This is a genomic window from Winogradskya consettensis (assembly GCF_018332715.1).
In the GTDB taxonomy this organism is placed as follows: domain Bacteria; phylum Actinomycetota; class Actinomycetes; order Mycobacteriales; family Micromonosporaceae; genus Actinoplanes; species Actinoplanes consettensis.
This window is the reverse complement of record NZ_BOQP01000027.1, coordinates 306,975-332,182: the sequence shown is the minus strand read 5'-3', so window position 1 is coordinate 332,182 and position 25,208 is coordinate 306,975. Positions and strand designations below refer to the sequence as shown.

At 70.5% G+C, this 25,208-nt stretch carries 23 protein-coding genes; 10 read left to right on the top strand and 13 right to left on the bottom strand.

Going from position 1 to position 25,208, the window contains the following annotated elements:
• From Aco04nite_RS25350 to Aco04nite_RS25340, 3 genes are all read left to right on the top strand, one after another.
• Positions 1-216, top strand: a 216-nt coding sequence (locus tag Aco04nite_RS25350; protein WP_212999733.1) for a hypothetical protein, incomplete at its 5' end; no start/stop codon positions are given.
• 542 nt (positions 217-758) lie between these two features.
• Complete coding sequence (locus Aco04nite_RS25345) at positions 759-1,394, top strand: isochorismatase family protein (protein ID WP_212999732.1); 636 nt, start codon at positions 759-761, stop codon at positions 1,392-1,394.
• Positions 1,391-3,259 carry an anthranilate synthase family protein gene (locus Aco04nite_RS25340; RefSeq protein ID WP_212999731.1) on the top strand — a complete coding sequence of 623 codons (1,869 nt, stop codon included), beginning with the start codon at positions 1,391-1,393 and terminating at the stop codon, positions 3,257-3,259. The genes Aco04nite_RS25345 and Aco04nite_RS25340 overlap by 4 nt, the downstream gene beginning before the upstream one ends.
• Here Aco04nite_RS25340 and Aco04nite_RS25335 read toward each other — a convergent pair.
• The 13 genes from Aco04nite_RS25335 to Aco04nite_RS25275 form a co-directional block, all read right to left on the bottom strand.
• A complete protein-coding gene (locus Aco04nite_RS25335; protein WP_212999730.1) occupies positions 3,250-4,488 on the bottom strand; it encodes an ATP-binding protein in 1,239 nt (412 codons plus the stop codon). The two genes, Aco04nite_RS25340 and Aco04nite_RS25335, sit on opposite strands and share 10 nt — an antisense overlap.
• A gap of 266 nt (positions 4,489-4,754) precedes the next feature.
• The gene (gene lon / locus Aco04nite_RS25330) at positions 4,755-7,007 is read right to left on the bottom strand and encodes an endopeptidase La (RefSeq protein ID WP_212999760.1); all 2,253 of its coding nucleotides are present in this window, start codon (positions 7,005-7,007) and stop codon (positions 4,755-4,757) included.
• 147 nt (positions 7,008-7,154) lie between these two features.
• Positions 7,155-7,592, bottom strand: a complete 438-nt coding sequence (gene paaI, locus Aco04nite_RS25325; RefSeq protein WP_203840232.1) for a hydroxyphenylacetyl-CoA thioesterase PaaI — start codon at positions 7,590-7,592, stop codon at positions 7,155-7,157.
• On the bottom strand, positions 7,589-8,410 hold the full coding sequence (locus tag Aco04nite_RS25320; protein WP_203840231.1) for an ABC transporter permease: 822 nt from the start codon (positions 8,408-8,410) through the stop codon (positions 7,589-7,591). Before Aco04nite_RS25320 ends, paaI begins: the two co-directional genes overlap by 4 nt.
• Positions 8,407-9,225, bottom strand: coding sequence for an ABC transporter permease (locus Aco04nite_RS25315; protein ID WP_203840230.1), 819 nt, complete (start codon positions 9,223-9,225; stop codon positions 8,407-8,409). Before Aco04nite_RS25315 ends, Aco04nite_RS25320 begins: the two co-directional genes overlap by 4 nt.
• Positions 9,222-10,007: an ABC transporter ATP-binding protein gene (locus Aco04nite_RS25310; protein ID WP_203840229.1), complete on the bottom strand. Its 786-nt coding sequence runs from the start codon at positions 10,005-10,007 to the stop codon at positions 9,222-9,224. The genes Aco04nite_RS25315 and Aco04nite_RS25310 overlap by 4 nt, the downstream gene beginning before the upstream one ends.
• A 36-nt stretch (positions 10,008-10,043) precedes the next feature.
• Entirely contained in the window at positions 10,044-11,096 is a 1,053-nt protein-coding gene (locus Aco04nite_RS25305) for an ABC transporter substrate-binding protein (protein WP_212999729.1), read from the bottom strand.
• 156 nt (positions 11,097-11,252) lie between these two features.
• Positions 11,253-11,840 (bottom strand): helix-turn-helix domain-containing protein, encoded by a 588-nt coding sequence (locus tag Aco04nite_RS25300; RefSeq protein ID WP_203840227.1) that lies wholly within the window; start codon positions 11,838-11,840, stop codon positions 11,253-11,255.
• A complete protein-coding gene (locus tag Aco04nite_RS25295) occupies positions 11,837-13,189 on the bottom strand; it encodes an amidohydrolase family protein (RefSeq protein ID WP_212999728.1) in 1,353 nt (450 codons plus the stop codon). Before Aco04nite_RS25295 ends, Aco04nite_RS25300 begins: the two co-directional genes overlap by 4 nt.
• Complete coding sequence (locus tag Aco04nite_RS25290) at positions 13,186-13,566, bottom strand: nuclear transport factor 2 family protein (RefSeq protein ID WP_203840225.1); 381 nt, start codon at positions 13,564-13,566, stop codon at positions 13,186-13,188. Before Aco04nite_RS25290 ends, Aco04nite_RS25295 begins: the two co-directional genes overlap by 4 nt.
• Positions 13,563-14,954: a dihydroorotase gene (locus Aco04nite_RS25285; RefSeq protein WP_203840224.1), complete on the bottom strand. Its 1,392-nt coding sequence runs from the start codon at positions 14,952-14,954 to the stop codon at positions 13,563-13,565. The genes Aco04nite_RS25290 and Aco04nite_RS25285 overlap by 4 nt, the downstream gene beginning before the upstream one ends.
• Before the next feature lie 10 nt (positions 14,955-14,964).
• Positions 14,965-15,804, bottom strand: a complete 840-nt coding sequence (locus Aco04nite_RS25280) for an amidohydrolase family protein (protein ID WP_203840223.1) — start codon at positions 15,802-15,804, stop codon at positions 14,965-14,967.
• Positions 15,801-16,484 carry an isochorismatase family protein gene (locus tag Aco04nite_RS25275; protein ID WP_212999727.1) on the bottom strand — a complete coding sequence of 228 codons (684 nt, stop codon included), beginning with the start codon at positions 16,482-16,484 and terminating at the stop codon, positions 15,801-15,803. The genes Aco04nite_RS25280 and Aco04nite_RS25275 overlap by 4 nt, the downstream gene beginning before the upstream one ends.
• 129 nt (positions 16,485-16,613) lie before the next feature.
• On the opposite strand from Aco04nite_RS25275, the gene Aco04nite_RS25270 reads away from it, so the two are divergent.
• The 7 genes from Aco04nite_RS25270 to Aco04nite_RS25240 are packed head-to-tail and all read left to right on the top strand — an operon-like array spanning position 16,614 to position 25,204.
• Entirely contained in the window at positions 16,614-17,813 is a 1,200-nt protein-coding gene (locus tag Aco04nite_RS25270; RefSeq protein WP_203840221.1) for an LLM class flavin-dependent oxidoreductase, read from the top strand.
• A 7-nt stretch (positions 17,814-17,820) separates the two neighbouring features.
• Positions 17,821-18,219 (top strand): RidA family protein, encoded by a 399-nt coding sequence (locus tag Aco04nite_RS25265; protein ID WP_203840220.1) that lies wholly within the window; start codon positions 17,821-17,823, stop codon positions 18,217-18,219.
• Entirely contained in the window at positions 18,216-19,613 is a 1,398-nt protein-coding gene (locus tag Aco04nite_RS25260) for an aldehyde dehydrogenase family protein (protein ID WP_212999726.1), read from the top strand. Before Aco04nite_RS25265 ends, Aco04nite_RS25260 begins: the two co-directional genes overlap by 4 nt.
• Positions 19,601-21,613, top strand: coding sequence for an oxidoreductase (locus tag Aco04nite_RS25255; RefSeq protein WP_244876279.1), 2,013 nt, complete (start codon positions 19,601-19,603; stop codon positions 21,611-21,613). The genes Aco04nite_RS25260 and Aco04nite_RS25255 overlap by 13 nt, the downstream gene beginning before the upstream one ends.
• The gene (locus Aco04nite_RS25250) at positions 21,610-22,320 is read left to right on the top strand and encodes an SDR family NAD(P)-dependent oxidoreductase (RefSeq protein WP_212999725.1); all 711 of its coding nucleotides are present in this window, start codon (positions 21,610-21,612) and stop codon (positions 22,318-22,320) included. The genes Aco04nite_RS25255 and Aco04nite_RS25250 overlap by 4 nt, the downstream gene beginning before the upstream one ends.
• The gene (locus tag Aco04nite_RS25245; protein WP_203840217.1) at positions 22,313-23,734 is read left to right on the top strand and encodes a GMC family oxidoreductase; all 1,422 of its coding nucleotides are present in this window, start codon (positions 22,313-22,315) and stop codon (positions 23,732-23,734) included. Before Aco04nite_RS25250 ends, Aco04nite_RS25245 begins: the two co-directional genes overlap by 8 nt.
• A gap of 9 nt (positions 23,735-23,743) precedes the next feature.
• On the top strand, positions 23,744-25,204 hold the full coding sequence (locus Aco04nite_RS25240; protein WP_212999724.1) for an aldehyde dehydrogenase family protein: 1,461 nt from the start codon (positions 23,744-23,746) through the stop codon (positions 25,202-25,204).
• Positions 25,205-25,208 lie beyond the last annotated feature (4 nt).

The following is a 25,208-nucleotide window of genomic DNA, read 5'->3' as shown; positions in this document are numbered from 1 at the left end:
ACCACCCGCTTGCGGCGCGACTCCCCCGAAGCCCGGACACCGGACGGCAAACTGATCTGGATCGAGGCCGCACGAGCACTGTTCCGCGAGGCGAACACCCACCGGGCACAGGCCACCGCTGACCATGAACGTGACCGCAGACGCGCCGCCGGTGACCTGTTCGACTGGAGCCGGTTCACCAACCGCTGGCTTGTAAAGTACGCCGCCGCCTACTAACCCACGAACACCGAACTCTGCCTCACACCCGGGGCTCGACACGACAATCAACACGCGCACGTGAAACCACTCAACCAAAGTCCACAACCGGTGGCGAATCCGGCGGGAACGGACCCGACATGGGCGACGTGGTGGCTCTACGCGTACGAGCCGGACACAGGCAGGCAGGCATTCCTGCGTAACGGAGGAAATCCTGCGCGTCTTCTTCACGAGGCCCGCCCATGCCGTACTTCGCCTCGGCAATGGCAGCAACCCTGCCGCGATCGAGCAACAAACCGACTATTCCGGCGACACGCTCGCATACCGCGATCCGCGCTTCTGGCAGAGCCGGCGGCGGTCCCCTGCTCAAGGTGATGCGGCCGCGTCACCAAGCTCAGACTCGTAGTTGCTCACCTTGGAGTGTTGCGACGACCGCCAGAATTCGCCCCTGTTGTTTGAGGCCACCGGATCCACTCGAGCGAGCCGCTGCCTACCCGAGTGAGTAGGGGTGGTGACCTTTTTCGATCACTAGCCTGAAGTCGTCGCCAGGAAGCGAGGCAACGATGACCGGCATTCCCTCCACAACGGCCTACCCGATGCCCGACACCCTCCCGCCCGCCCGCGTACCGTGGCGACTTCGCCCGGAACGCGCCGTGCTCCTGCTGCACGACATGCAGCACTACTTCCTCAGGCCCTTTTCCCCGACGAGCGCACCCGGCGCTGCCCTGATGCGCAACTGCGTGACCCTGCGCGACCGCTGCGCTGCGCGCGGCATCCCGGTGGCCTACACCGCCCAGCCCGGCGACATGAGCGATGAGGACCGGGGTCTGCTCAAGGACTTCTGGGGCGTGGGCATGACCGCGGGCCCGGCCGACCGGGAAGTCGCCGGTGAACTCGCGCCCGCACCCGGCGACTGGACGTTCACGAAATGGCGTTACAGCGCGTTCCACCGCTCGGATCTGCTGGACCGGATGCGCCGGGCCGGCCGTGACCAGTTGGTCGTCGCCGGTGTCTATGCCAGCACCGGCATCCTCGCCACGGCGCTGGATGCGTTCGCCCACGATATCCAGGTGTTCCTCGTCGCCGACGCGGTGGCCGATTTCGACGAGGCGCACCACCGGCTCGCACTGGATCTGGCCGCCGAACGCTGCGCGCGGGTCCTGACCACCGGCGATCTGCTCGTCGAGGTGACCGGGTGAGCGTCGACCTGCTGACCCGGATCCTGTCCGGCGAGATCCCCGCGTACGCGCTGCTGCACCGTCCCGAGACGGACCCTGACGCCGTGCAGGTGCTGGCAGGGACGGTCACGCCGGTGCCGGACCTCGCGTCCATCCGCCTGCCCGCACCGACGGGCGAGGCACGGGCGGATGCCGTGGTGCTGATTCCGTTCGCGCAGATCGCCGAGCGGGGCTACGCCGTCAACGCCGACGATGACAAGCTGCTCGTGCTGAGCATCGACGAACGGCAGGACCTGCCGCTCACGGCGGTGCACCGGCGGTTGCCGGATGAGCCGGTGGTCCTGCGCGGCACCCATTTCGACCTCGACGACGAAACGTACGCCACGATCGTCGCGAACGTCATCACTGATGAGATCGGCCGGGGTGCCGGCGCCAACTTCGTCATCAGACGCGACCTGATCGCGGACATCACCGGGTTCTCACCGTTCAGCGCGCTGTCGTTCTTCCGCAGGCTGCTGCGCCGCGAGACCGGTGCCTACTGGACGTTTTTGATCCACATCGGTGACCGTACGTTCGTGGGCGCGACCCCCGAACGGCATGTCAGTCTCCGCAGCGGCGTAGCCGTCATGAACCCGATCAGCGGCACCTACCGCTACCCCTCGGGCGGCGCCGATCTGCCCGGCCTGCTGAGTTTCCTCGACGACCCCAAGGAGACCGACGAGCTCCACATGGTCGTCGACGAGGAACTCAAGATGATGGCCCGGATCTGCACGACGGGCGGCCGGGTGCGCGGGCCGTACCTCAAACAGATGGCCCGGCTCGCCCACACCGAATACCTGATCGAGGGCGAGACGACCCGCGACGTACGCGACATCCTGCGCGAGACGATGTTCGCCCCGACCGTCACCGGCAGCCCCCTGGAGAACGCCTGCGACGTCATCCGCCGCTACGAGCCCCACCCTCGCGGCTACTACGGTGGAATCCTGGCCCTCATCGGCCACGATGCCCGGGGCCGGCAGAGCCTCGACTCGGCCATCCTGATCAGGACCGCCGACATCAACGCCACCGGACGGCTGCGCATCGGCGTCGGCTCCACAGTGGTCCGCCATTCGGACCCGCGCGCTGAAGCCGCCGAAACCAGGGCCAAGGCGGCCGGCCTGCTCAGCGCACTCGACACCGGACCGGACCGGCTGGGCTCCGATCCACAAGTACGCGAACGGCTGGCGCGGCGCAACCGTACGCTCTCCGGCTTCTGGCTGCGACCGGCCACCGACCGCGCCGGCCCCGTCGAAGCACTGACCGGCCGCCGGGTCCTGGTGATCGACGCCGAGGACACGTTCACGGCGATGATCGCGCAGCAACTCTCCGCCCTGGGCATGTCGGTGACGGTCCGCCGCTACGACGAACCCGGCCCCGCCCCCGACCTCGTCGTGCTGGGACCGGGCCCCGGCGACCCCCGGCAACGACACCACCCCAAGATCGTCCGGCTGCGGCAACTGACCGCCGACCGCCTCGAACACCGGCTCCCGTTCGTCGCCGTCTGCCTCAGCCACCAGGTCCTGTGCACCCTGCTCGACCTGCCCCTGCTCCGCCGCGCCCGCCCCAACCAGGGAGTGCAACGCGAGATCACCCTCTTCGGCCACAGCGAACGGGTCGGCTTCTACAACACGTACGCCGCCCACTGCGACACCGACGAATTCCTCCACCCGCTCGCCGGGCCGGTCCAGGTCAGCCGGGACCGCGCGACGGGTGAGGTGCACGCCCTGCGCGGAGCCACGTTCTCGTCCCTGCAGTTCCACGCCGAATCGATCCTCACCGAGCACGGCCCCGCCATCCTCGCCGAGGCCGTCCTGCGCCTGCTACCCGCTCGCGTGCATCAAGGTTGATTCGTCCACAGGGCGTCGAGCGGCATCACCACGGTGCCGTCCTCATAGGTGAATGTCAGGGCGCCGGTGTAGAGAACGACGGATGCGATGAGGCGATCGCCGATACGCTCGCGCAGCGCTCGAATGCCCGCCAGGTCGGATCGCGCGACCCGGGTGCCGGCCTTGATCTCGAAGGCGATGACAGCACCGTCGTCGCGTTCCAGCACCAGATCGACCTCCTCCGCCGCGGCGGTCCGGAAGTGGCCGACCGACACCGGACCGTCCCACCAGCTCACCTGCTTCAGGATCTCGCCCACGGCGAACGTCTCCACCAGGTGCCCGTACTCGGTGAGCGTCGACGGATCGTTCTTGGCGATCTTCTCGGGCGTCAGACCCGTGAGCCACGCCATGACACCGGCATCGACAAGGTGGGACTTGGGCTGACGAGTCACCCGGGAACCCAGGGTCGTCCCCCAGGCCGGCAGCCGCTGGACCAGGAAGACCGCTTCGAGGAGGCGGATGTAGTTCTCCGCGCTGGTCTTCTCCATCCCGACCGCCTCAGCCGTCGCGGCGACGTTGAGCACCTGACCGGAGCGCGCGGCGAGCACGGACAGAAGCCGCGGGAGCATTTCCCGCTGCCGCACGCGCGACAACTCGACCACATCGCGGTCGATGACGAGCTCCACATAGTTGGCGAACCATCTCGACCGGGACTTCCCCGGTGGTCTGCGCAACGCGACCGGCATCCCGCCCGAGGTGATCCGCCGGGCGTACTCGTCGCGTGAGGTCACCGACGGGGTAGATCCGCTGGGCATACCTTCGTCGCCGAGAAGCCGATGGACCAGAAAGTCACCCGCCTGGCCGTCGATCTCCGCCTGCGACAGCGGCAGCACGTCCATGAGGTCGACTCTGCCGGTCAGAGCTTGACCGGCCTGCGGCACCGTCGCATATCGGGTCGACCCGGCCAGCACATAACGCCCGGGGCTGAGGTCGCGGTTCAGCTCGGCCTTGATGGCGTCCAGAAGCTCGGGAACGTGCTGATATTCATCGATCAGAACGGGGCTCGGGCCACCGGCGAACCGTCCGGGGTCGCTGCGGACCGCCGCCCTGGTCGCCGGATCATCGCAGTCGATCACCGACCTTCCCAGCCGGTCAGCGAGCCTGTGCAACAGGGTGCTCTTGCCGACTGTCCGGGGACCGTTGAGAACGACCGCTGGTTCCTCGGACAACCTCTGATCCAGAACGGTCATGAGCTGGCGATGTGCAATCCCGGACAGTGATCCTTCCACGGCACTGAGCCTATCAGTTTTTCCGTATCTGCAGACTTTCTTTTCCGCATCTGCATGCCGTATCTTCCGCGTTTGCGGCCTCCGTATTCCGCGTTTTCAGGGATCTTTCTTCCGCGTTTCGCGGCCGCGACCTCCGCATCTAGGCTGTTCAGGAACGCTCGGCCGAGACGACACCGGCCCCTGCTGCCACTGTTGAGGTGGCGGCAAGGGCCGGCGTGCCAGCAGGATCAGGCGGCGGTGACGACGCCGGCCGAGACCGGCTCCAGGGCGGTGGCCAGGATTTCGCGGACGTCGGCGACGGGGTGGACGGTGAGGGCGGCGAGGACGTCGGCGGGGACGTCGTCGAGGTCGGGGGCGTTGCGGTGGGGGATGTAGATCTCGGTGAGGCCGGCTCGCTGGGCGGCGAGGAGCTTCTGCTTGACGCCGCCGATCGGGAGGACGCGGCCGGTGAGGGAGACCTCGCCGGTCATGCCGACCTCGGCGCGGACGTTGCGGCCGAGCAGGAGGGAGACCAGGGCGGTTGTCATCGTGACGCCCGCTGAGGGGCCGTCCTTGGGCACCGCGCCCGCCGGGACGTGCAGGTGGATCGGGTGGTCGAGCTGTTCCGGCGAGACGCCGAGTTCGTCGGCGTGGGCCCGGACGTAGGAGAGCGCAATCTGCGCTGACTCTTTCATCACGTCGCCGAGCTGGCCGGTGACCGACAGGCCGCCCTTGTCGCCGGGCAGCAGCGATGCCTCGATGTAGAGGACGTCGCCGCCCATGCCGGTGACGGCCAGGCCGGTGGCCACGCCGGGGACGGCCGTACGCTCCGATGACTCGGGGGTGAAGCGGGGCCGGCCGATCAGGTCCTTGAGGTCAGCGGCCCCGACCGTGACGGGCAGGTCCCGCAGCGCGACCTTACGGAATGCCTTGGCCAGCAACCGCTCGAACGACCGGACGCCGGCCTCGCGGGTGTAGTTAGCGGCGATCTCGCGCAGCGCGTCGTCGGTGACGGTGACCTCGTCGGCGGACAGGGCGGCCCGTTCGAGCTGGCGGGGCAGCAGGAAGTCGCGGGCGATGGCGACCTTGTCGTTCTCGGTGTAGCCGTCGATGGAGATGAGCTCCATCCGGTCGAACAGCGCCTGCGGGATGGAGTCGAGAACGTTCGCCGTCGCGATGAACAGCACGTCGGACAGGTCGAGGTCCAGGTCGAGGTAGTGGTCGCGGAACGTGTGGTTCTGCGCCGGGTCCAGCACCTCCAGCAGCGCCGCGGCCGGGTCGCCGCGGTAGTCGCTGCCGACCTTGTCGACCTCGTCGAGAAGGACGACCGGGTTCATCGAGCCTGCTTCGCGGATGGCCCGCACGATGCGGCCGGGGAGGGCACCGACATAGGTACGCCGGTGGCCGCGGATCTCCGCCTCGTCGCGTACGCCGCCGAGCGCGACCCGGACGAACTTGCGGCCCAGCGTGCGCGCGACCGACTCGCCGAGGGAGGTCTTGCCGACCCCGGGCGGGCCGGCGAGCAGGATCACGGCGCCGGAGCCGCGGCCGCCGACGCTGGTCAGGCCCCGGGACTCGCGGCGGGCACGGACGCCCAGGTATTCGACGATGCGGTCCTTGACCTCGTCGAGGCCGTGGTGGTCGGCGTCGAGCACCGCCCGGGCGGCGGCCAGGTCGGTGTTGTCGGTGGTGCGTTCGCTCCAGGGCAGGGCGAGCACGGTGTCCAGCCAGGTGCGGAGGTAGCCCGCCTCGGGGTTCTGGTCGCCGGCACGCTCCAGCTTGTCGACCTCGCGCAGCGCTGCCTCGCGTACGGAATCGGGCAGATCTGCCGCCTCGACGCGCGTGCGGTAGTCGTCGGTGCCCTCGGCATCGCCTTCGCCGAGCTCCTTGCGGATGGCCTTGAGCTGCTCACGCAGCAGGTATTCGCGGTTGCGCTTCTCGACCGACTCGCGGACGTCGGTGTCGATCTTGTCGCTGACCTCGGACTCGGCCAGGAAGTCGCGGGTCCAGGTGATGAGCAGCTTCAGCCGGGCTTCGACGTCCGGCGTCTCCAGCAACTCACGCTTGCGGTCGTTCGACAGGTACGGCGCCCAGCCCGCGGTGTCCGCCAGGTCACCCGGGTCGTCGATGGCGCTTACCGAGTCGATGACCTGCCACGCCTCGCGGCGCTGCAGCACGGAGACCACCAGCTGCTTGTATTCGGCGGCGAGCTCACGGGCGTGCTCGTTCGGCGTACCGGCCGCGACGGGTTCGGCCTCGACCCACAGCGCCGCGCCCGGGCCGGTCACGCCGCTGCCGATGCGGGCACGGACACCCGTCCGCAGCATCGCGGCGGGCGACCCGCCACGGGACTTACCGACCTGCCGCACGGTGGCGACGACGCCGTGGGAGGCGTAACGGTCCTCGAGCCGCGGGGCGATCAGCAGCTCGGAACCGGACGAGGTGCGGGCCGCGTCGACTGCTGCCTGCGCCGCCTCGTCCATCTCGACCTGCACGACCATGCCCGGGAGCAGGACGATGTCGTCGAGGAAGAGTACGGGGAGTCGTTTGCTGGTCACCGGGGTACCTCCGAAAAGTTGAGTACATGCTGCTCAACTTCGGCCGTTCCCGATGTCTTCCGGCGTTCACTCCCAGCGAACAACGACGCTCTATTCCAGGATGGGCCGGCCGATGTCCCGGCTGCGCCCGCGGAACTCCGCTATCGGGTCGCCGGGAGTGCCGTCGGGCAGCAGCCGGGACACGGTGACGTCGTAGACGCCGGTGCGGCCCTTCAGCGCGCGTTCCTGCGCCCGGGCCAGCAGCCGGTCGCCGACGTGGCCGGGCTCGAGGAAGGTGATGTCGAACCCGGCGGCGAGGGCCACGGTGCCGTAGGAGTTGCAGGCGACGGCGAACGCGGTGTCGGCGAGGGTCGCGATGAGCCCGCCGTGGCAGATGTCCCAGCCGTTGACCATGTCGGGCCGGACGGTCATCGTGACCTCGCCGGCGCCGGGTGCGACGCTGCGGAGCTCGATGCCCAGCATCGTGCCGGCGCGGTCGGCGGCGAGCATGGTCTCGGCGCAGCGCCGGGCGGTTTCCTGCGGACTCATGCTTGATTGAACCCCATCCGGGCGAGCACCGCGGACTCGACGATGCCGAGGACCTGATAGATGAGCAGCGTCGCGAGCGTGATCAGCACCGCGAGCGCCCACACGGCGGCGATCTGCGAGGAGCCCACGGCGGCGACGATGGCGTAGCCGATGCCCTTGCCCGTCGCCAGCCACTCGGCGATCAGCGCGCCGGTGATCGCGCCGGGTGCGGAGATGCGGATCGCGGCGAACAGAGCGGGCAGGGCGGACGGGAGCGCGACCTTGCGCAGGCTCTGCCAGCGGGTGGCGCCGTAGACGGTGACCAGGTCGATCGCCGTACGCGGAGCGCTGCGCAGCCCGAACGTGATGTTCACCAGCGCGGGGAAGAGCACCACGAGCCCGCCCATCACGGCCACGGTCGCCGTGCTCCGGCCGAAGATCAGCACCAGGATCGGGGCGATCGCGATCAGCGGGACCGACTGCAGCAGCAGCACGATCGGCAGCAGCGTGCTCTCCAGCGGCCGGAACAGCAGGAACAGGGCCGCGACGAGCAGCGCGACGCCGAGACCGGCGACGAACCCGATCACCGAGTCGGCGAGCGTGGCACCGAGCAGGTGCAGCGCCTCCGACCGGTTCTCCGCCGCTTTCGGCAGGGTGAAGAAATAGTCGACGACGTCCAGCGGGGTCTTGCCGACGAACGCGGGGATGTCGAACGCGCGCAGGCCGGCGATCCAGAGCACCAGGATCGCGACGATCGAGACGGCTGCCCGGCCGAGGCCCCGGCCGACGGCACCCGCGACGCGCCGCCCGGTGCCGCGCGGTGCGGTGATGTCGCTCATCGGCCCTCCTTGGTGCCGGTCGCCCACGGCGCGGCGAACCGGCCGATCAGGGCCACGATCAGGTAGCCGGCGAGTGAGACGATCCCGGCGACGAGGGCGAGGCCCCACGTACGCGGGATCTGCAGGGTCTGCTGCGCGTTGATCAGGGCCGGGCCGACGCCGACGTCGACGCCGCCCAGGTACTCGCCGAGCACCGCGCCGAGGAACGCGGAGGGAGCCGCGACCTTGAGGGCGGTGAGGAGGCTGGGGATCGCCGCGATGAGGCGTACCTTCGTCAGCTGTTGCCAGCGGGATCCGCCGTAGGCGGCGACGAGCTCCAGCGTGGCCTTGTCGGCGGCCTTGAGCCCGAGCAGCGAGCCGACGACCGTCGTGAAGAAGACCAGCAGCCCGGCGAGGAACACCGCGGTACCCGCGACCTCACCGCTCTGCGGCGGGTCGATGATGATGCGCAGGATCGGGCCGATCGCCACGACGGGGATGCAGTACGAGATGACCGCGAGCTGCGAGACGAGCCCCTCGAGCTGCCGGACGACCATGACGAGCGCGGCCAGGACGATCGCGATGAGGTTGCCGCCGACATAGCCGATCAGCGCCTCACGCAGCGTCAGGGAGACGTTGGGGCCGTAGAACGAGAAGCCGTCGTGGACCGCGGTGGAGACGACCCGGCCCGGGCTGGGGATCGATCCGCCGCCACCGGCCGACGCCGCCCCGACGTTCTTCAGCACGGTGTCGGCCAGCAGCCACCAGATCGCCAGGACGCCGGCCGCCCCGGCGAGGATCCGCCCGCCGGCGCCGGCCCGCTGCCACACGTTCACGCGGTGCCCACCGCGGGAGTCGCACCCTCGAACAGCAGCGCCGACGCGCGGTCCTGCAACGCGTGGAACTCCGGGGAGCGCAGCATCTCCGTGGTACGCGGCCGGGGCAGGTCGACGTCGATCACCTCGACGACCCGCCCGGGTCGCGCGCTCATCACCGCGACGCGGTCGGAGAGGAAGATCGCCTCGCTGATGCCGTGGGTGACCATCACGGTCGTCGCCGGCTTGGCCGCGAGGATGTTCAGCAGCTCGCTGTTGAGCCGCTGGCGGGTCATGTCGTCGAGAGCGCCGAACGGCTCGTCGAGCAGCAGCACCGAGGGCTTCAGCACCAGCGACCGCGCGATGGCGACGCGCTGGCGCATGCCGCCGGAGAGCTGGGCGGGCTTGGCCTTCTCGAAGCCCTGCAGACCGACGAGCTCGATCAGCCCGGCGATCAGGCCCGGCTCGGCCTTGAGACCGGCCACCTCGAGCGGCAGCCGGATGTTGTTCTCCACCGAGCGCCAGTTGAGCAGCGCCGCGTCCTGGAACGCGATGCCGAGGGCGTGCGAGTCGCGCAGCTCGTGGGGGGTCTTCCCGTCGACGGTGACGGTCCCCTGCGATGCGGTCTCGAGCCCGGCGAGGATCCGCAGGATCGTCGACTTGCCGCATCCGCTCGGGCCGAGCAGGGAGAGGAACTCCCCCTGCTCGGTCGAGAGGGACACGTCCTGCAACGCCGAGACGACCGAACCGCGGAGGGTGAAGCTCTTGCTCAGACCGCGGATGGCGATGCCGGTGTCAGGCATGGCGTGGGTTCTCCGATCGGCAACTAAGAACGCTTGTCACTTGAGCAGGTCCGGGTGGTCCTTGTAGACCTCGGCGATGATCGAGGTGTCGAACAGCTTGTCGGCGGTGATGTCGATGCCGGCCGTCTTGAGCGTGGCTAGGTTCTCGGTGACCGCCTGGTCGGAGATCGTGAGCAGGCCGTTGGCCGCGGTCTCGTCGCTCTCGATCAGCTTCTGCGCCTGCGCCGCCTGCAGCTTCTGGGCGGCGGCGTCCAGGGACAGGGCCTTGCCGTAGTTGTCGACGGCGAGCGCGACACCGGCGTCGGGGTCGGCGGCCATGTCCTTCCAGCCGCGGATCGTCGCGTAGAGGAAGTCCTTCAGCGCCGCCCGGTTGTTGTCGATCGAGTCCTGGCTGACCTCGTAGCTGTCGGTCATGAACGTCAGCCCGTTGTCGGCGAACGGGAGGTTCTGCACCTTGAAGCCGCGCGCCTGCAGGGTGAGCGACTCGTCGGTGACGTAGCCCAGGTAGCCGTCGACCTCGCCGTTGGTGAGCACCGACGGGTCGTACTGGACGGGGACGATCGTCACCTGCGAGTCCTTGATGTTGTTCACGGCCAGCAAGGCCTTGAACAAGGACTCGTTGCCGGCCTGGACGCCGATCTTCTTACCGATCATCTCCTGCGGCGTGGCGATGTTCGCCTTGTCCGCCAGAGAGAGGATGGTGAAGGGGTTCTTCTGGTAGGTGGTGGCGATGATCTTCAGCGGGGCCTGCTGGTTGTTGATCGCGTCGGCGACCGTGATCGGGTCGCTGACGCCGACCAGGGACTTGCCGGAGGCGACCAGGGTCTCGGTGGCGCCCGGGCCGGCCACGAGGTTCACCGAGCTGAAGCCGGCTTCCTTGTAGTAGCCCTTGGAGTCGGCGAAGTACTCACCGGCGAACTCCACGTTCTTGACCCAGGACAGCTGGATGGTGAGTGCTCCGTGGTCGCCGTCGTCGGATGACCCGGAGGAGTCGCCGCCGCCGCAGGCGGACAGCGCGAGAGCGGCGGCGGTGAGGACACCGATGACCAGGTGGCTTCGTCGAGACTTTGAGAATGACAGCACCGTCATAGCGGCGGCTCCTAGACTTCAGTCAAAAGGGGGGCTTAATTCCAGTAGGATTGGAATTTTGTTCACCTATACAAGACACTAGGGACCGCAAGTTACCACGCGGGTCGCCAGTGTTTCCGGGCCGTAACAGCTGGCCCGACCTGCAGAAACGAGCTGTTAGTACGAGGGCGGGGCGCTCGAGAACAGCAGCACGACGGGCTCGTCGGTCGGGTTCTCGAGGCGGTGCGGTGCGCTCGGGTCGTACGACAGGCAGTCGCCCTGCCGCAGATCGAACCGCTCGGCGCCGAGCCAGAAGTCGACCCGCCCGCTCTCGACGAAGATCGCCGTCTCGGACGTGCCGTAGGACAGCATCCCCTCGCCGGTGGTGCCGCGCGGCGCCAGCGTCGAACGGATCACCTGGAGCTTCGTGAACGCCCGGGGCGTCAGCAGCTCCTCGGCCCAGTCCCCGTGCGGATGGACCAGCCGTGGGCCCTGCCCGGAGCGCACCAGCCGGGAGTTGGCCGCGGGGCTCTCGAACATGCTGCTGATGGTCTGGCCGAGCGCCTTCGCGATCTTCATCAGCGTGGCGATCGACGGGCTGGCCTCGCCCCGCTCTACCTGCGACAGGAAGCTGACCGAGACGCCCGACTCGGCCGCCAGCGACCGCAGCGACACCTTGCGCTCGAGACGCAGTTCCCGGATGTACGTGCCAAGCTTGCGCTCGAAGCCGGCGGTATCCGTGGTCAGGTTCTCGGGCGTCGTCACGTGAGCACACTATCGGCCGGGTGGGTGCCGGTCAGCGGTGTCCACCCCGCGGTCAGGGCATCCACCGCGGCGCCGATCTCGCCCAGATCGACGGTGAGGACCCGGCCGTCCCGGACGACGGTCCGGCCGCCGACGACGACCCGCTCCACGGCCTCCGGCAGCATCGAGTAGACGACGTTCTGCGTCGCGGTCCGCCGGGGCCGCAGCGAGGATGCGGTCAGGTCGAGACCGACCAGGTCCGCGCGGTAGCCGGGGGCGATCAGGCCGACCGGCAGGCGCAGTGCGCGCCCGCCCGCGGACGTGCCCATCCGCAGCGCGTCGGTCGCGGTCAGCGCCGTCCCGTCGCGGTCGAGTGCCTTGGCCAGCAGCGCGGCCATCCGCATCTCCTCGAACAGCGACTGCCGGCTGTTCGCTCCCCCGGCGTCGGTGCCGAGGCAGACCGGGATGCCGCGGTCGAGCATGCGGCGCACCGGCGCGATGCCGCCGCCGAGGAACGCGTTGGCCGACGGGTTGTGCACGACCGTGCTGCCGTGCGCGGCCAGCAGATCGAGGTCCGCGTCGTCGACCCGTACGGCGTGCACCGCGAGCGTGCGCTCGTCGAGCACGCCCAGCGCGGCCATCCGGCCGATCGGGCTCACGCCGAACCGGGTCCGGGAGACGTCCACCTCGCCCTGGCTGTCGGCCAGGTGGACGTGCACGGGTACGTCGAACTCCGCGCCGAGGGCCGCGCCGAGTTCCAGCATCCCGGGCCCGGCACCGAGCACCGAGTGCGGCGCCGGGTGGACGTCGATCAGCGGGTCGCCGGCGACGGCCGTCCGCAGCTCCCGGAAGTTCTTCTCGAACAGCGCCGGGGACTCGCGGTAGCGCACCGGCCCCGGATCGGCGTCGAACATGCACCGCGCGAGGACGGCCCGCAGCCCGACCTCCCGCGCCGCCTCGATGATCGCGTGGGCGTTGTCGTTGCCGCCGTCGTGCAGGTAGAAGAACTCGACGGCGGTCGTGATTCCCATCCGCAGCATCTCGGCGAAGTCGTAGCGGGCTGCCAGCTTGATCGCGTCCCGGTCGAGCCCGGCCGCGGTCGGGTGCACGAGCCTGCCCATCCAGTCGCCGAACCGCAGGTCGTCGCCGAAGCCACGGATCAGCGCCTGGAACGTGTGCCCGTGCCCGTTCACGCCGCCGGGCACGATCGCCCGTTCGGCCCAGTGCTCGACCTCGGCGCCCGGATGGTCGGCGGCGACCGCGGCGGCGGGCCCGGCCGCCACGATGACGTCACCGTCGACCGCGATCGCGACGTCGGCGGCCCACTCGTCCCCGACGAAGCCGAGGGGTGCGGTGATCAGCCGGGTCACGGCGTCAGGGCCTTGTCGACGAGCCCCTGGTCACCCTCGAAGAAGCGGACGGTCGCGAGTTTGCCGTCGCGTACGGTCGACAGGATCAGCCGCCGCCAGCTCGCGCCGTTCGCCGAGGCCGTGGCGACCGTGACGACGTGGTCGTCGCCCGCCAGCAGCTCGTCCGGCACGAGCCGGAACGTGCCACCGGACAGCCGGGCCATCGTCGCGCCGAACTCCCCCACACCGGCGTGCCCGTGGTAGGTCCCCGACGCGGGGTGCGAGCCGGGCACCTCCAGCACGACGTCGTCGGCGTAGAACGGCATCGCGGCGGGCGGGCCACCGGCGGCCATGGCGTCGAAGTATCCCCGCAGGACGCTCAGGTTCGCCGCGCTCACTTGGCCTCCGCACCGGTCGAGGAGCGGATGTAGGAGCCGTGACCGGACTCCCCGACGAGCTCCTCGTCGCGAACCACGAACCGGCCGCGGACCAGGGTGTGCCGGGGCCATCCGCGCAGCGGCATGTCCTCGTAGAGCGAGTAGTCGGAGAACGTACCCAGCCACTGCGGGTCGGGGGTGCGGGTCCTGTCCAGGTCGACGATCGCGAGGTCCGCGTCAAGGCCCACCGCGATGTCACCCTTGCGGTGATCGGCCTTGATGAGCTCGGCGGGGCGCTTGGCGGTGAGCTCGGCGATGCGCTGCAGCGGCAGGCCCCGGCGGTGGTAGCCCTCGGAGAGCAGCACCGGCAGCGTCGTCGGCGCGCCCGGGAAGCCGGCGCTGGCCTTCCAGATGCCGCCTTCCTTGGCCACCCGCTGCCGGCCGACGTGGTCGGAGCCGAGGGTGTCCACGGTGCCGTCGGCGAGCGCGGCCCAGAGCGCCTCGGGGTGCCCGGCCGTACGCAACGGCGGGTTGACCTTGCCCACGACGCCGCCCGCCCAGTCCGAGGTGTGGGTCAGGTAGTGCGGGCACGTCTCGGCGGACAGCGCGTCGCTGGCGAACTCGACCCGGGCCTTGCGCAGCTGGTCGAGCGAGTCGGCGGTGCTGACGTGCACGAAGTACATCCGGCAGCCGGTGCGCTGGGCGAAGAACGTCGCCTTGCGGATCGCCTCGGCCTCGACGAACGGCGGGCGCGACTCGTCCCACGCGGCCAGGTCGTCGCGGCCGGCGGCGATCAGCTCGTCGCGCAGCACCCAGACCACCTCGGGGTTCTCCGCGTGCACGAGCAGCAGGTCGCCGCGCTCGGCGACGGCCTTGGCGATGCCGAAGAAGCGGCCGTCGTGCGTGCCCTCGACGTTGAGGTACTGGCCCTCGTCGCCACGGAAGTGCATGAAGTACTTGAACGAGCGCAGGCCGTACCGGCTGCGGATCTGGTCGATCTCGGCGACGTGCTCGTCGGTCATCAGCGTGCAGTGGTAGCCGAAGTCGATGTACGCCTTCGCGGCCGCCGTCGTCGTGTGCTCCTCCAGCATCGGCAGGTACGACCCGCCGTTGGAGAGCATGTACATCATCGTGGTCACGCCGCCCTTGGCCGCGGCGGCGGTGTCGGTGCGGTACTCCTCGAGACCCGAGGTCGACAGTGCGATGTGGTTGTGCGGGTCGACACCGCCGGGGAACAGGTGCAGACCGGTGACGTCGACGCTCTCGGTGGCGTCGACGGCCGTGCCGGGCGACAGGACCGCCGCGATCTTGCCGTCGCGAACGCCGACATCGGCGAGCCGGGGTACGTCGCGGGGGCGGACGACCGTGCCGCCGGTGAGCACGAGGTCGAATGGGGGATCGGTTGTCATGGGGATTCTCCTAGAGGCCGAGCAGGCTGAGCGGGCGGTCGTCGATGATCGACTCGATGAGGTCCGGGGCGAACGGCGGGAATCCGGGCACCGGATCGGTGACCAGGGACCGGAACTGCTCCAGGCAGTCCGCCGGCCGGTAGATGGGGAAGTCCGAGCCGAACAGCACGCGGTCCTGGACGCCGTAGTCGAGCAGGCCGCGCAGGATCTGGGCGAGCTGCGACGGGCGACCGTAGCGGGCGGAGAGGTCGGTGTAGACGTTCGGGTTCTTGAACATCACGGCGGTGGTCTCGTTCGCCCACGGCTGTCCGGCGTGCGCGATGATGATCGGGGTGTCGCGGAACGTACGCGCCACCCTGTCGAGCAGCATCGGCTGGGCGTACTCGAGGGCGCCGCTGCGCAGGAACACCCCGCCCTGATGGAACGTGAGCGCGAGGCCGTGGTCCGCGGCGGCGGTGTAGACCGCGAACGCCTCGTCGCTGTGCGGGTGGAAGCCCTGGTACGGCGGGGACAGCTTGAGCCCCTTGAGCCCGAGGTCGGTCGCCGCGTAGCGGACCTTGTCCACGGCGTGCTTGTCGGACGGGTCGACGCTGCCGAAGCCTACGAGCCGGTCGGGTGCGCGCTCCACGAGCCCGGCGATGTACTCGTTCGGGATGTCGAGGTCGATCTCGCACGCGACCAGGCCGAGGATGACCGCGGCGTCGATGCCGGCCTCGGTCATCGCCGCCTGATGGGCGTCCCAGTCGCCGTCCGCGCTGGGGTGGGCGGACACGTTCGCGTCCAGCTCCGGGCCCCAGTGCGGGCCGAGGTGCTCGGGCAGCCAGGTGTGGCTGTGCCAGTCGACCCTCATGCGAGGCCCTTCAAAAAAGCCTCGGTGGCGTCCGCCGTGAGGATGTCGGCGTACTTGGACGCCAGGTCGAAGAGCGCGACCTCGTGCACCACGTCGAGGCGGTCGAAGACGGCGTCGCCGACGATCCCGACGCGGAAGCCGTAGGAGAACGCGTCGACGGCGCTGGCGCGGACGCAGCCGCTGGTCGTCGCGCCGGTCAGCAGCACGGTGTCGACGCCGCGCTGCACGAGATGCGTGAGCAGGCCGGTCGCGAAGAACGCGCTCGGGTGGTCCTTGGCGATCAACGGCTCGTCGTCGCGCGGGGCCGCCTCGGCGACGAAGTCGTACGCGCCGGCACCGGTCGAGGCCAGCGTCGGTGTCTTGCCGGCGTAGCCCCCGGCGGTGAGTTTCGTCTTCGGGGCGACGTGCGGGTGGAAGACCGGCACTCCGGCTTCGCGCGCCGACGAGAGAACCCGCGCGATGTTGCCGACGGCGTCCCAGCCGCGGGTGCCCGTGGCGGTCGGGAACTCGTCCATGGCCTCGGTGATCGGCACCCGCTCGTGGCCGACCGTGCGGTACTGCACGTCGATCACCAGCACGGCCGGGCGTACACCCAGACCGGACGCCCGGCCGAAGCCCGCCCGGGCATAAAGCGTTTCGTCCGCCGCTGCGATCGCGGTCGGCCACCAGGAACTGGACATGGCGCCAAAGCTAAGTTGCCTGCTGGGAGCCTGTCAACCAATACCGGAATTAATAAATCAGTACTGGACAGCCGTCCCGCCGGGATGTAACTCTGTCCGGCATAGGTTCACAGCTGGTGGGAGAACGCTATGCAGTTCGATTACTTGTTCACGATGGACAACCCCGGTAACGCGCGGTCGTACGGCGAGCTCCTCGACATGGCGACCGAACAGATCGTGCATCTCGACGAGTCCGGTTTCGGCACGTTGTGGCAGGGAGAGCACCACTTCGGCGGCGAGGGCTTCGAGATCAATCCGAACCCGATCCTCGCCGGGGCTTATGTCGCCGGTATTACGTCGCGACTTCGGATCGGCACCGGCGCCGTCACGCCGCCGTTCTGGCACCCGCTGCGCCTGGCCGAGGACCTCGCCCTGCTCGATCAGCTGAGCAAGGGCCGGCTGGACGTCGGCGTCGCCCGCGGCATCCAGCGGCGCGAGGCCACGAACTTCCATCTGGCCGGCGACCGCGGCGCGGACGAGCAGCGCAACTGGCGCTTCTTCCTGGAGCAGATGGAGATCCTGAAGAAGGCATGGACCCAGGAGGCCTTCTCGCACAAGGGCGAGTTCTGGACGTTCCCGCACCCGGGGATCCCGGACTCCGCGACCTGGTACCCGCGCAACCCACTCTGGCGGGCCGAGGACGGCGAGTACATCGCGATGTCGATCATCCCGAAGCCGTACCAGAAGCCTTACCCCTCGTTGTGGAACCTGCTGGACAAAACGCCCGGGTTCGTCACTTCCGCCCGTGAGCGGATGAACGTCATCACCTGGCTGCGGTCCCGCGAGGGGCTGCGTGAGGTCATGACCACGTACCAGGACGCCCTGTCCGAGACGCTGGGCCGGCCCGCCGAGCGCGGCGAGGGTGTCTCGCTGATGCGCATGGTCTACGTCGCCGAGACCGACGCGCAGGCCGAGGCCGACACCCGGGAACTGATCAACTCGCTGTACTCGTACGTCGGCGGCGTCCGGCCCAGGGGCATGTTCGCCAACCCGGGCGAGGAGCTCACCGACGAGGAGCAGACCGGCGAGTGGTGGCCGTTCCTCTACTCCCGCGAGCACCTGTTCATCGGTTCGCCCGAGACCGTACGCGCCCAGCTCAAGAACCTGCAGGACGAGTACGGCGTCCAGCGCGTCGTGCTCTGGTCCTGGATCCCCGGCCTCGACCAGGACCAGGTCATGCGCTCCAACCGGCTCTTCGTCGACGAGGTCATGCCGCACTTCCCGGAGGCGGCCCCCGAGCCCGTCCGGCCCGAGATGCCGGCCGGTTTCGGCCCGCTGACCGGGGACTGAGGCCGCCGTGCGCCGGATCATCCGGGTGCCCCAGGGACCCCAGTACGACGACTCGTACCCGCTCTCGCAAGGTGTCGAGACCGAGACGATGGTGTTCGCGAACGGTATGGCGTTCGACAACGACACCCGCACCCGCATGGCGGCGGCCGTGACGATCGCCGACGAGACACGCATCGTGCTCGACGCGCTGACGGCCATCCTCGCCGACGCCGGTGCCTCGCTGGAGGACGTCGTGAAGACGACGGTCTACCTGTCCGAGCGCTCGTTCTACGACGAGATGAACAGCATCTACCGCACGTACTGGGCGCCGGGCGACTTCCCGACCCGCGCCACCGTCTATGTCGGAATCGGAAGTGAGTGCCGCGTGGAGATCGACGTGATCGCCGTCAAGAAGGTACGCCCGTGAGCGCCCCGAACCTGATCGGCGGAGTCCTCGAACCCTCGGGCGGCGAGGAGATCCCGGTGACGTCGCCGTGGACCGGGGAGCCGATCGGGTCGGTCGGCGCCGGGGACGCCGCGATCGTCGACCGGGCGGTGGCCGCCGCGCGCGCTGCCCTGCCCGGGTGGGCCGCGACACCGTCGACGCGGCGGGCGCGGGTGCTCGTACGCCTCGCGGGTCTGATCGAAGCGAACGCCGAGGACCTGGCCGCGACCATCTCCCGGGACAACGGCAAGACCCTGGCCGACGCCCGCGGCGAGCTGGACCGGGCCCGCGAGCACCTCGAAGCCGCCGCCACCGCCCCGGCCCTGCTCGCCGGGGAGCACGTGGTCGACGTGGTCTCCGGCATCGACGCCACGCTGGTCCGCGAGCCGATCGGCGTGGCCGCGATCGTGGCGCCGTTCAACTTCCCGATCATGACGGGCCTGATCTACTGGTCCTGGGCCCTGGCCTGCGGCAACACCGTGGTGATCAAACCCTCGGAGCAAGCGCCGTACGGCGGATCCGCGCTCGCGGAACTGTTCGCCGAGGCGGGTTTCCCGGACGGCGTCGTGAACGTCGTCCAGGGCGGCCGGGCCGTCGTCGAGGCGCTCTGCGACCACCCGGACGTCGCGAGCGTGTCGCTGGTCGGCTCCTCGGCGACCGCCGCAGCGGTGTACGCCCGGGCCTCCGCGGCCGGCAAACGCGCCCAGGCCGCCGGCGGTGCCCGGAACCCGCTGGTCGCCGTCGGTGACGCCGACCCGGCCGTCGTCGCCGCGGCGGTCACCACCTCCGCGTTCGGCATGTCCGGTCAGCGCTGCCTGTCCAGCAGCATCCTCGTCACCGTGGGCGAACAGCCCGAGCTGGTCGACGCCGTCGTCCAGGTCGCCCGCGACACGACCGGCCTGCCGCCGATGATCTCCCGCGCCGCGGTCGACGCCGTCGTCGACGTGCTGGCCCGCGCCGGCGACGACATCCTCGTCGACGGCCGCGACGCCCTCACGCCCGGCGAGGGCTATCTCGTCGGCCCGTCGGTCGTACGCGCCACCGTCGACAGCCCGCTGCTGACCGACGAGATCTTCGGCCCCGTCCTGTTCCTCGTGAGCGTCCCGACGCTCGACGCGGCGATCGCGTTCGTCAACGCCGGCCCGTTCGGCAACGCGGCATCCATCTACACCGCCGACGGCGCTGCCGCCCGCAGTTTCACCAGCCGCGCCGACGTCGGCAACATCGGCGTCAACGTGGGCGTCGCCGCCCCGACCGCGCAGGTGGGCTTTGGCGGGCGCCGCCGCTCGTTCCTCGGCACGATCCACTCCCAGGGCCGCACCGCCGTCGACTTCTTCACCGATATCAAGTCGGTGTCGGCGAGGTGGGTGGGCTGAGCACCGACCTGACGGCGCTGCGGTCGTCCATCAGCCTCGGCCCGGCCCGGATAAAGAACCGCGTCTTCGTCGCGCCGCACACGACCAACTTCGGCGACGCCGGGCGCAATCTGGTGACCCGGCGCCACCTCGACTATCACCGGGAACGGGCGCGCGGTGGCGCCGGGCTGATCATCACCGAGGGCATCCGGGTGCATCCGACCAGCCTGCGGCGGCTGGGCATCCACGCGTACGACGACGAGGCGCTCGCCGGGCTGTCCGCGCTCGCCGACGTCGTGCACGCCGAGGACACCGCCCTGTTCGCACAGATCCTGCACACCGGGCGGCACTCCGGCGACGACCACGCCGGCAGCTGGGGTGCCGGCCCGGCGCCCTGGAGCACCGGTGCGCACTCGCCGCACGTCATGAACGCGTTCGACCTCGACACCGTGATCGCCGGGTTCGCGGCGGCCGCGGCGCGCGTCGTCGAGGCCGGCTTCGACGGGCTCGAGCTGCACATCGGGCACGGGCACCTGCTCCAGCAGTTCCTGTCGCCGCTCACCAACGACCGCTCCGACGGGTACGGCGGGTCGTTCGAGCGCCGTACCCGGCTCGCCCGCGAGGCACTGATCGCCGTCGTCGACGCCGTGGCCGGGCGTGCGGCGGTCGGGTTGCGGCTGTCCGCCGACGAGTTCCAGCCCGGCGGGCTCGGCCCCGACGACGTCGTCCGGATCGTCGAGCACCTGCGCGACGCCGCCCCCATCAACTTCCTGCATGTCAGCCATTCCGCGTACATCGGGGCGGCGTCGCTGAGCACGCAGATGGCCGACATGAGCTACGGCCGCGCCCCGTTCCGGCATCTGCCCGCCCGCTTCAAGCGGGAGTTCCCGGACGTTCCCGTGCTCGCGATCTGCCGGATCGACAATCTCGAAACGGGCGCGTCCATGATCGAGGCGGGAGAGGCGGACCTCGTCGGGTACGCCCGGGCGCACATCGCCGAACCGGCACTGACCCTGAGCACGTCCCCGCGGCACTGCATCGCGTGTAACCAGGGGTGCAACGCCAACCTGGAAGCGATCACGCCGATCACCTGCACGGTCAACCCCGCCGTCGGCCAGGAGCGCACCTGGCTGGCGGCCGAGGCCGAGCGGCCCGAGCCGCGTTCCGTGCTCGTCGTCGGCGCCGGACCCGCCGGGCTGGAAGCGGCGACCACCGCCGCCCGCCGCGGGCACCGCGTCGTCCTCGCCGACTCCCGCGCCGAGCCCGGTGGCGCGCTGCCCGACGTCACCTTGATCCGCAGTGGATTCGGCCTGCTGCTGAGCGACCTGCTGACCGAGCTCGACGCCGGCACGGTGGTGCGACGTTTCGGCACCGAGGTCACCGCCGCCACCGTCGCCGAGCTCGCGCCCGACGTCGTCGTCCTCGCCACCGGATCGGCCACCCGTCCCGGCGACGCGCTGACGCTGCCCGGCGGCCCGCCGGTCCTGGAACTCACCGACGTCGTCCGCCGGCCGGAATCCGCGGGCGCGACCACGCTCGTCCTCGACGAACTGGGATCGTGGGAGGCCTTCGCGCTCGCCGAGCAGCTCGCCGCCCGCGGCACCGCCGTCCGGCTGGTGACCCCGCTGGGCAGCATGGCCCCGCGGATCACCGTCTACTCCCGGCTCGGGCTCGCCGAACGGCTCCGGGCGGGCGGCGTACGCATCTTCACGATGCACCGGGCCGCCCACGCGGACGGCACCACCGTGACCCTCACCCACACCGTCGACGGGTCGGAGCAGACCCTGACCGGGGTCGACACGATCGTCCACGTCCGGCCCGCCCGCGCCCGCGCCGCCCTGCTGGACGACCTCGCGGCGGCCGGCTGGACCGGTCAGGTGCACCTGGTCGGCGACGCGTTCGCCCCGCGCACCGTGCAGGAAGCCGTCTACGAGGGGCGGGCCACCGGACTGGCGATCGGCTCCCCCGCAAGCACCGAAGGACTCTCCATGCGCCCTCCCTACGACCTGGTCACCGCATGACGACCGCACTCATCACCGGCGCCGCCGGGGCCATCGGACAGGCGATCGCCGCCGCGCTCGGCGCCGCCGGGATGCGCCTGGCCCTGGCAGACAGCTCCCTGGCAGGGCTCGACGCCGGCGAAGGCATCACCACGCACCGGCTCGACGTCACCGACGACGACTCCTGCAACGCGGTCGTCTCGGCTGCCGCACAAGCGCACGGCGAGCTGTCGCTGCTCGTCAACGCCGCCGGGATCATGGTCCGCCGCACCGCCCTGGAGACCGACGTCGCGACATTCCAGCACGTGCTCGACGTCAACCTCACCGGCGCGTACCGGATGGCGAAAGCCGCCCACGCCGCTCTCGCCGACTCCCGGGGTTCCATCGTGTCGATCTCGTCGACCCACGCCTTCCTCGCCGCGAAGAACTCCCTCGCGTACGGCGTCAGCAAGGCCGGGCTCAGCCACCTGACCCGGCTGCTCGCCCTGGAATGGGCCGCGGACGGCATCCGCGTCAACGCTGTCGCCCCGACCGTGGTGCCCAGCGCGATGACCGAGGACGTCCTCGCCGACCCCGCCTACGTCAGCCGGAAGATGGCCGCGATCCCGCTCGGCGCACCGATCGCCACCGAACACGTCGCCGCGGCTGTGGCGTACCTGGCCTCATCCGCAGCCGCGTCGACCACCGGTCAGATCCTCGTCCTCGATGGTGGTGAGAGCCTTGCGTAGGACCGTCGTGATCATCGGCAGCGGAGCGGCCGGCCTGTTCTGCGCGGACGGTCTCGTCACGCGTGGCGACGTCGACGTCATCCTGCTCGAAGCGGGCGCCGACGCCGGCACTCCCCCACCGGACTGGCTGCGCCGCGACCTCGCCACCCCGGACGATGCCGACTGGGGACTCGTCGACGCCGACACCGGCCGGCCGCTGCTGCGCGGGCGGATCACCGGCGGCTGCACGTCGACGAACTCCGCGGCGGCGCTGCGCGGTCAGCCCTGGTGCTTCGACGAATGGGACATCGACGGCTGGCGCTGGGACGATGTCGCCCCGGCCTTCGCCGCGCTGGAGACCGATCTGCAGTTCGGCGACCGGCCCGGGCACGGCAGTACCGGACCGATCCCGATCACCCGGCTCAGTTTCGGCCCGGTCGACACCGCGTTCGCGCAGTGGGCCGGCGAGCGGGGGCATGAGTGGGTCGAGGACCAGAACGCACCCGGCATGCTCGGTGTCGGGCACTGGCCGACCAACACCAGACCCGGCGCTGTGCGGTACGGCGTCCACGAGGCCCTGCTCCCCCGGCTCCGCCCGCACCTGCGCGCGAACACGACCGCGAAACGGCTCCTGTTCGACGGCACCCGCTGCGTCGGCGTGGAGACCGACACGGGAACGATCAGCGCCGACCACGTGATCGTGTGCGCGGGTTCGGTCGAGTCCCCGGCGCTGCTGCTGCGCTCCGGCATCGGCCCGGCAGCCGACCTCGCCGAGGCGGGCATCCCACTCGTGCACGACGCCCCCGAGGTCGGCGCCAACCTGCAGGACCACCCGTGGACCGTGCTGCAGATCCGCGCCACCGACCCGGCCGCACCCGCGCTGCGCCCGGTCAACGGCGTGCTCCTGCGCTACGAGATCCTCGGCGACGACCGGGTGGAGGTGCACCTCTATCCGCACCAGGCCCAGCCGTACCTGCCGGACGCCGACGCCGCCGACGTCTTCCTCGGCCTCGGCCTGATGCGGGCGATCAGCCGCGGCTCGGTCCGGCTCGCCCCGGACGGCACGACCGAGGTGCATCTGAACCACCTCGGCGACCCGCAGGACGCCAAGGCCTTCGACCTGCTGCTCGACGACGCGCAGGCAGCCCTCGACGCACTCGGCGACGTCCTGGTCCCGCCGGACAACCCGTGGTGGCAGGACAGAAACCAACTGCCGGACCACCTCGAGTCGTACGGGCACCTCGTCGGCACCTGCCGCATGGGCACCGACCCCGGCGCGGTCGTCGACCCCACCCTCACCGTCGCCGGAGTCACCGGGGTGTCGATCGCCGACGCCTCGATCATGCCGGCCAGCCCCCGGGCCAACACGATGCTCACCTCGATGATGATCGGCCTGCGCGGCGCCGCGCTGGTCGCCGACCACCTCAGCGAATAGAGGACAGCGATGCCGCTTCTCGACCCGGGCCGGATGCCCCAGGTGCTGTACGCCGGCGCCGCGCAACCGGCCACGTCCACCGCCGACATCACCGAGCCCGCCACCGGCGCCGTCCTCGGCCGGATCGCCACCGCCTCCGCCGGCGACCTGTCCGCGGCGGTGGCCCGGCTCATCCCCGGTCAGCGCGCGTGGGCCGCCCGCCCCGCCTTCGACCGCGCGGCCGTCCTGCACGAGGCCGGCCGCCTCATCGAGACCAACCTGCCGGAGCTGGCCGGCTGGCTCGTCCGCGAGGGTGGCGCCACCGTCGGCAAGGCGATGTTCGAGCTGACGATCAGCGCGCAGGCCCTGCACGCCGCCGCCGGGCTGGCGCTGGAACCGACCGGCGAGACGTACCCGTCGCCGCGGGGCCGGCTCAGCATCTCCCGGCGCATCCCGGCCGGCCTCGTCGGCGTGATCGCGCCGTTCAACTCGCCGCTGTACCTCGCCCTGCGCAGCATCGCCCCGGCCCTCGCCGTCGGCAACAGCGTCGTGGTCAAGCCCGATCCCCGCACGGCGGTCAGCGGCGGCACGATCATCGCCGAGGCCCTGTTCCAGGCGGGACTACCGCAGGACGTGCTCGCCGTGCTCCCCGGCGACGGCGCGCTGGGTGCCGCCATCGTCGACCATCCGGACGTACCCATCATCGCTTTCACCGGCTCGACCGCCGCCGGGCGCTCGATCGCCGTCCAGGCCGCGAAGCACCTCAAGCGGGTCCATCTCGAACTCGGCGGGAACTCCGCGCTCGTCGTCCTCGACGATGCCGACCTCGACGCCGCGGCCGGTGCCGGGGCGTGGGGATCGTTCATGCACGCGGGACAGATCTGCATGTCGTCCAGCCGGCACCTCGTCCACGAGTCCATCGCCGACGAGTACGTCGCCCGCCTCGCCGCCCGCGCGAGCGCCCTGCGGATCGGCAACGCCGCGCTGGACCCGTCCGTCGCGATCGGACCCATCATCGACGTGCGGCAACGTGACTCCGTACACAAAATCGTCACCGACACGCAGGCAGCGGGCGCGACCGTCGTCACCGGCGGCACCTACGACGGCCTGTTCTACTCCCCCACCGTGCTCTCCGGGGTCCGGCCCGGCATGAGCGCCTACGACCTGGAGATCTTCGGACCGGTCGCCCCGGTCACGACGTTCGCCGACGTCGACGAGGCGGTCGAGCTCACCAACGGCACCGAGTACGGCCTGTCGGCGGGCGTCCTGACCGGTGACGTCGGCCGCGGGCTGGCGTTCGCCGACCGCATCGTCAGCGGCAACGTCCACGTCAACGACCAGACCCTGGTCGACGACGTCCTGCAGCCGTTCGGCGGCGTCCGCGCCTCCGGCAACGGCAGCCGCGTGGGCTCCAGCCGCTACAACGCCGAGGCCTTCACCGAGCAGCAATGGCTCACCAGCCAGCCCGAGATCGCCCGCTACCCGTTCTGATCCC

Bases quoted from the DNA above. Each gene is read 5' to 3' on its own strand.
- Aco04nite_RS25320 (WP_203840231.1), bottom strand. From the start codon at position 8,410: ATGAGCGACATCACCGCACCGCGCGGCACCGGGCGGCGCGTCGCGGGT.
- Aco04nite_RS25285 (WP_203840224.1), bottom strand. From the start codon at position 14,954: ATGACAACCGATCCCCCATTCGACCTCGTGCTCACCGGCGGCACGGTC.
- Aco04nite_RS25250 (WP_212999725.1), top strand. From the start codon at position 21,610: ATGACGACCGCACTCATCACCGGCGCCGCCGGGGCCATCGGACAGGCG.
- Aco04nite_RS25310 (WP_203840229.1), bottom strand. From the start codon at position 10,007: ATGCCTGACACCGGCATCGCCATCCGCGGTCTGAGCAAGAGCTTCACC.
- Aco04nite_RS25270 (WP_203840221.1), top strand. From the start codon at position 16,614: ATGCAGTTCGATTACTTGTTCACGATGGACAACCCCGGTAACGCGCGG.
- Aco04nite_RS25240 (WP_212999724.1), top strand. From the start codon at position 23,744: ATGCCGCTTCTCGACCCGGGCCGGATGCCCCAGGTGCTGTACGCCGGC.
- lon (WP_212999760.1), bottom strand. From the start codon at position 7,007: ATGGTCGTGCAGGTCGAGATGGACGAGGCGGCGCAGGCAGCAGTCGAC.
- Aco04nite_RS25345 (WP_212999732.1), top strand. From the start codon at position 759: ATGACCGGCATTCCCTCCACAACGGCCTACCCGATGCCCGACACCCTC.
- paaI (WP_203840232.1), bottom strand. From the start codon at position 7,592: ATGAGTCCGCAGGAAACCGCCCGGCGCTGCGCCGAGACCATGCTCGCC.
- Aco04nite_RS25305 (WP_212999729.1), bottom strand. From the start codon at position 11,096: ATGACGGTGCTGTCATTCTCAAAGTCTCGACGAAGCCACCTGGTCATC.
- Aco04nite_RS25275 (WP_212999727.1), bottom strand. From the start codon at position 16,484: ATGTCCAGTTCCTGGTGGCCGACCGCGATCGCAGCGGCGGACGAAACG.
- Aco04nite_RS25335 (WP_212999730.1), bottom strand. From the start codon at position 4,488: ATGACCGTTCTGGATCAGAGGTTGTCCGAGGAACCAGCGGTCGTTCTC.
- Aco04nite_RS25280 (WP_203840223.1), bottom strand. From the start codon at position 15,804: ATGAGGGTCGACTGGCACAGCCACACCTGGCTGCCCGAGCACCTCGGC.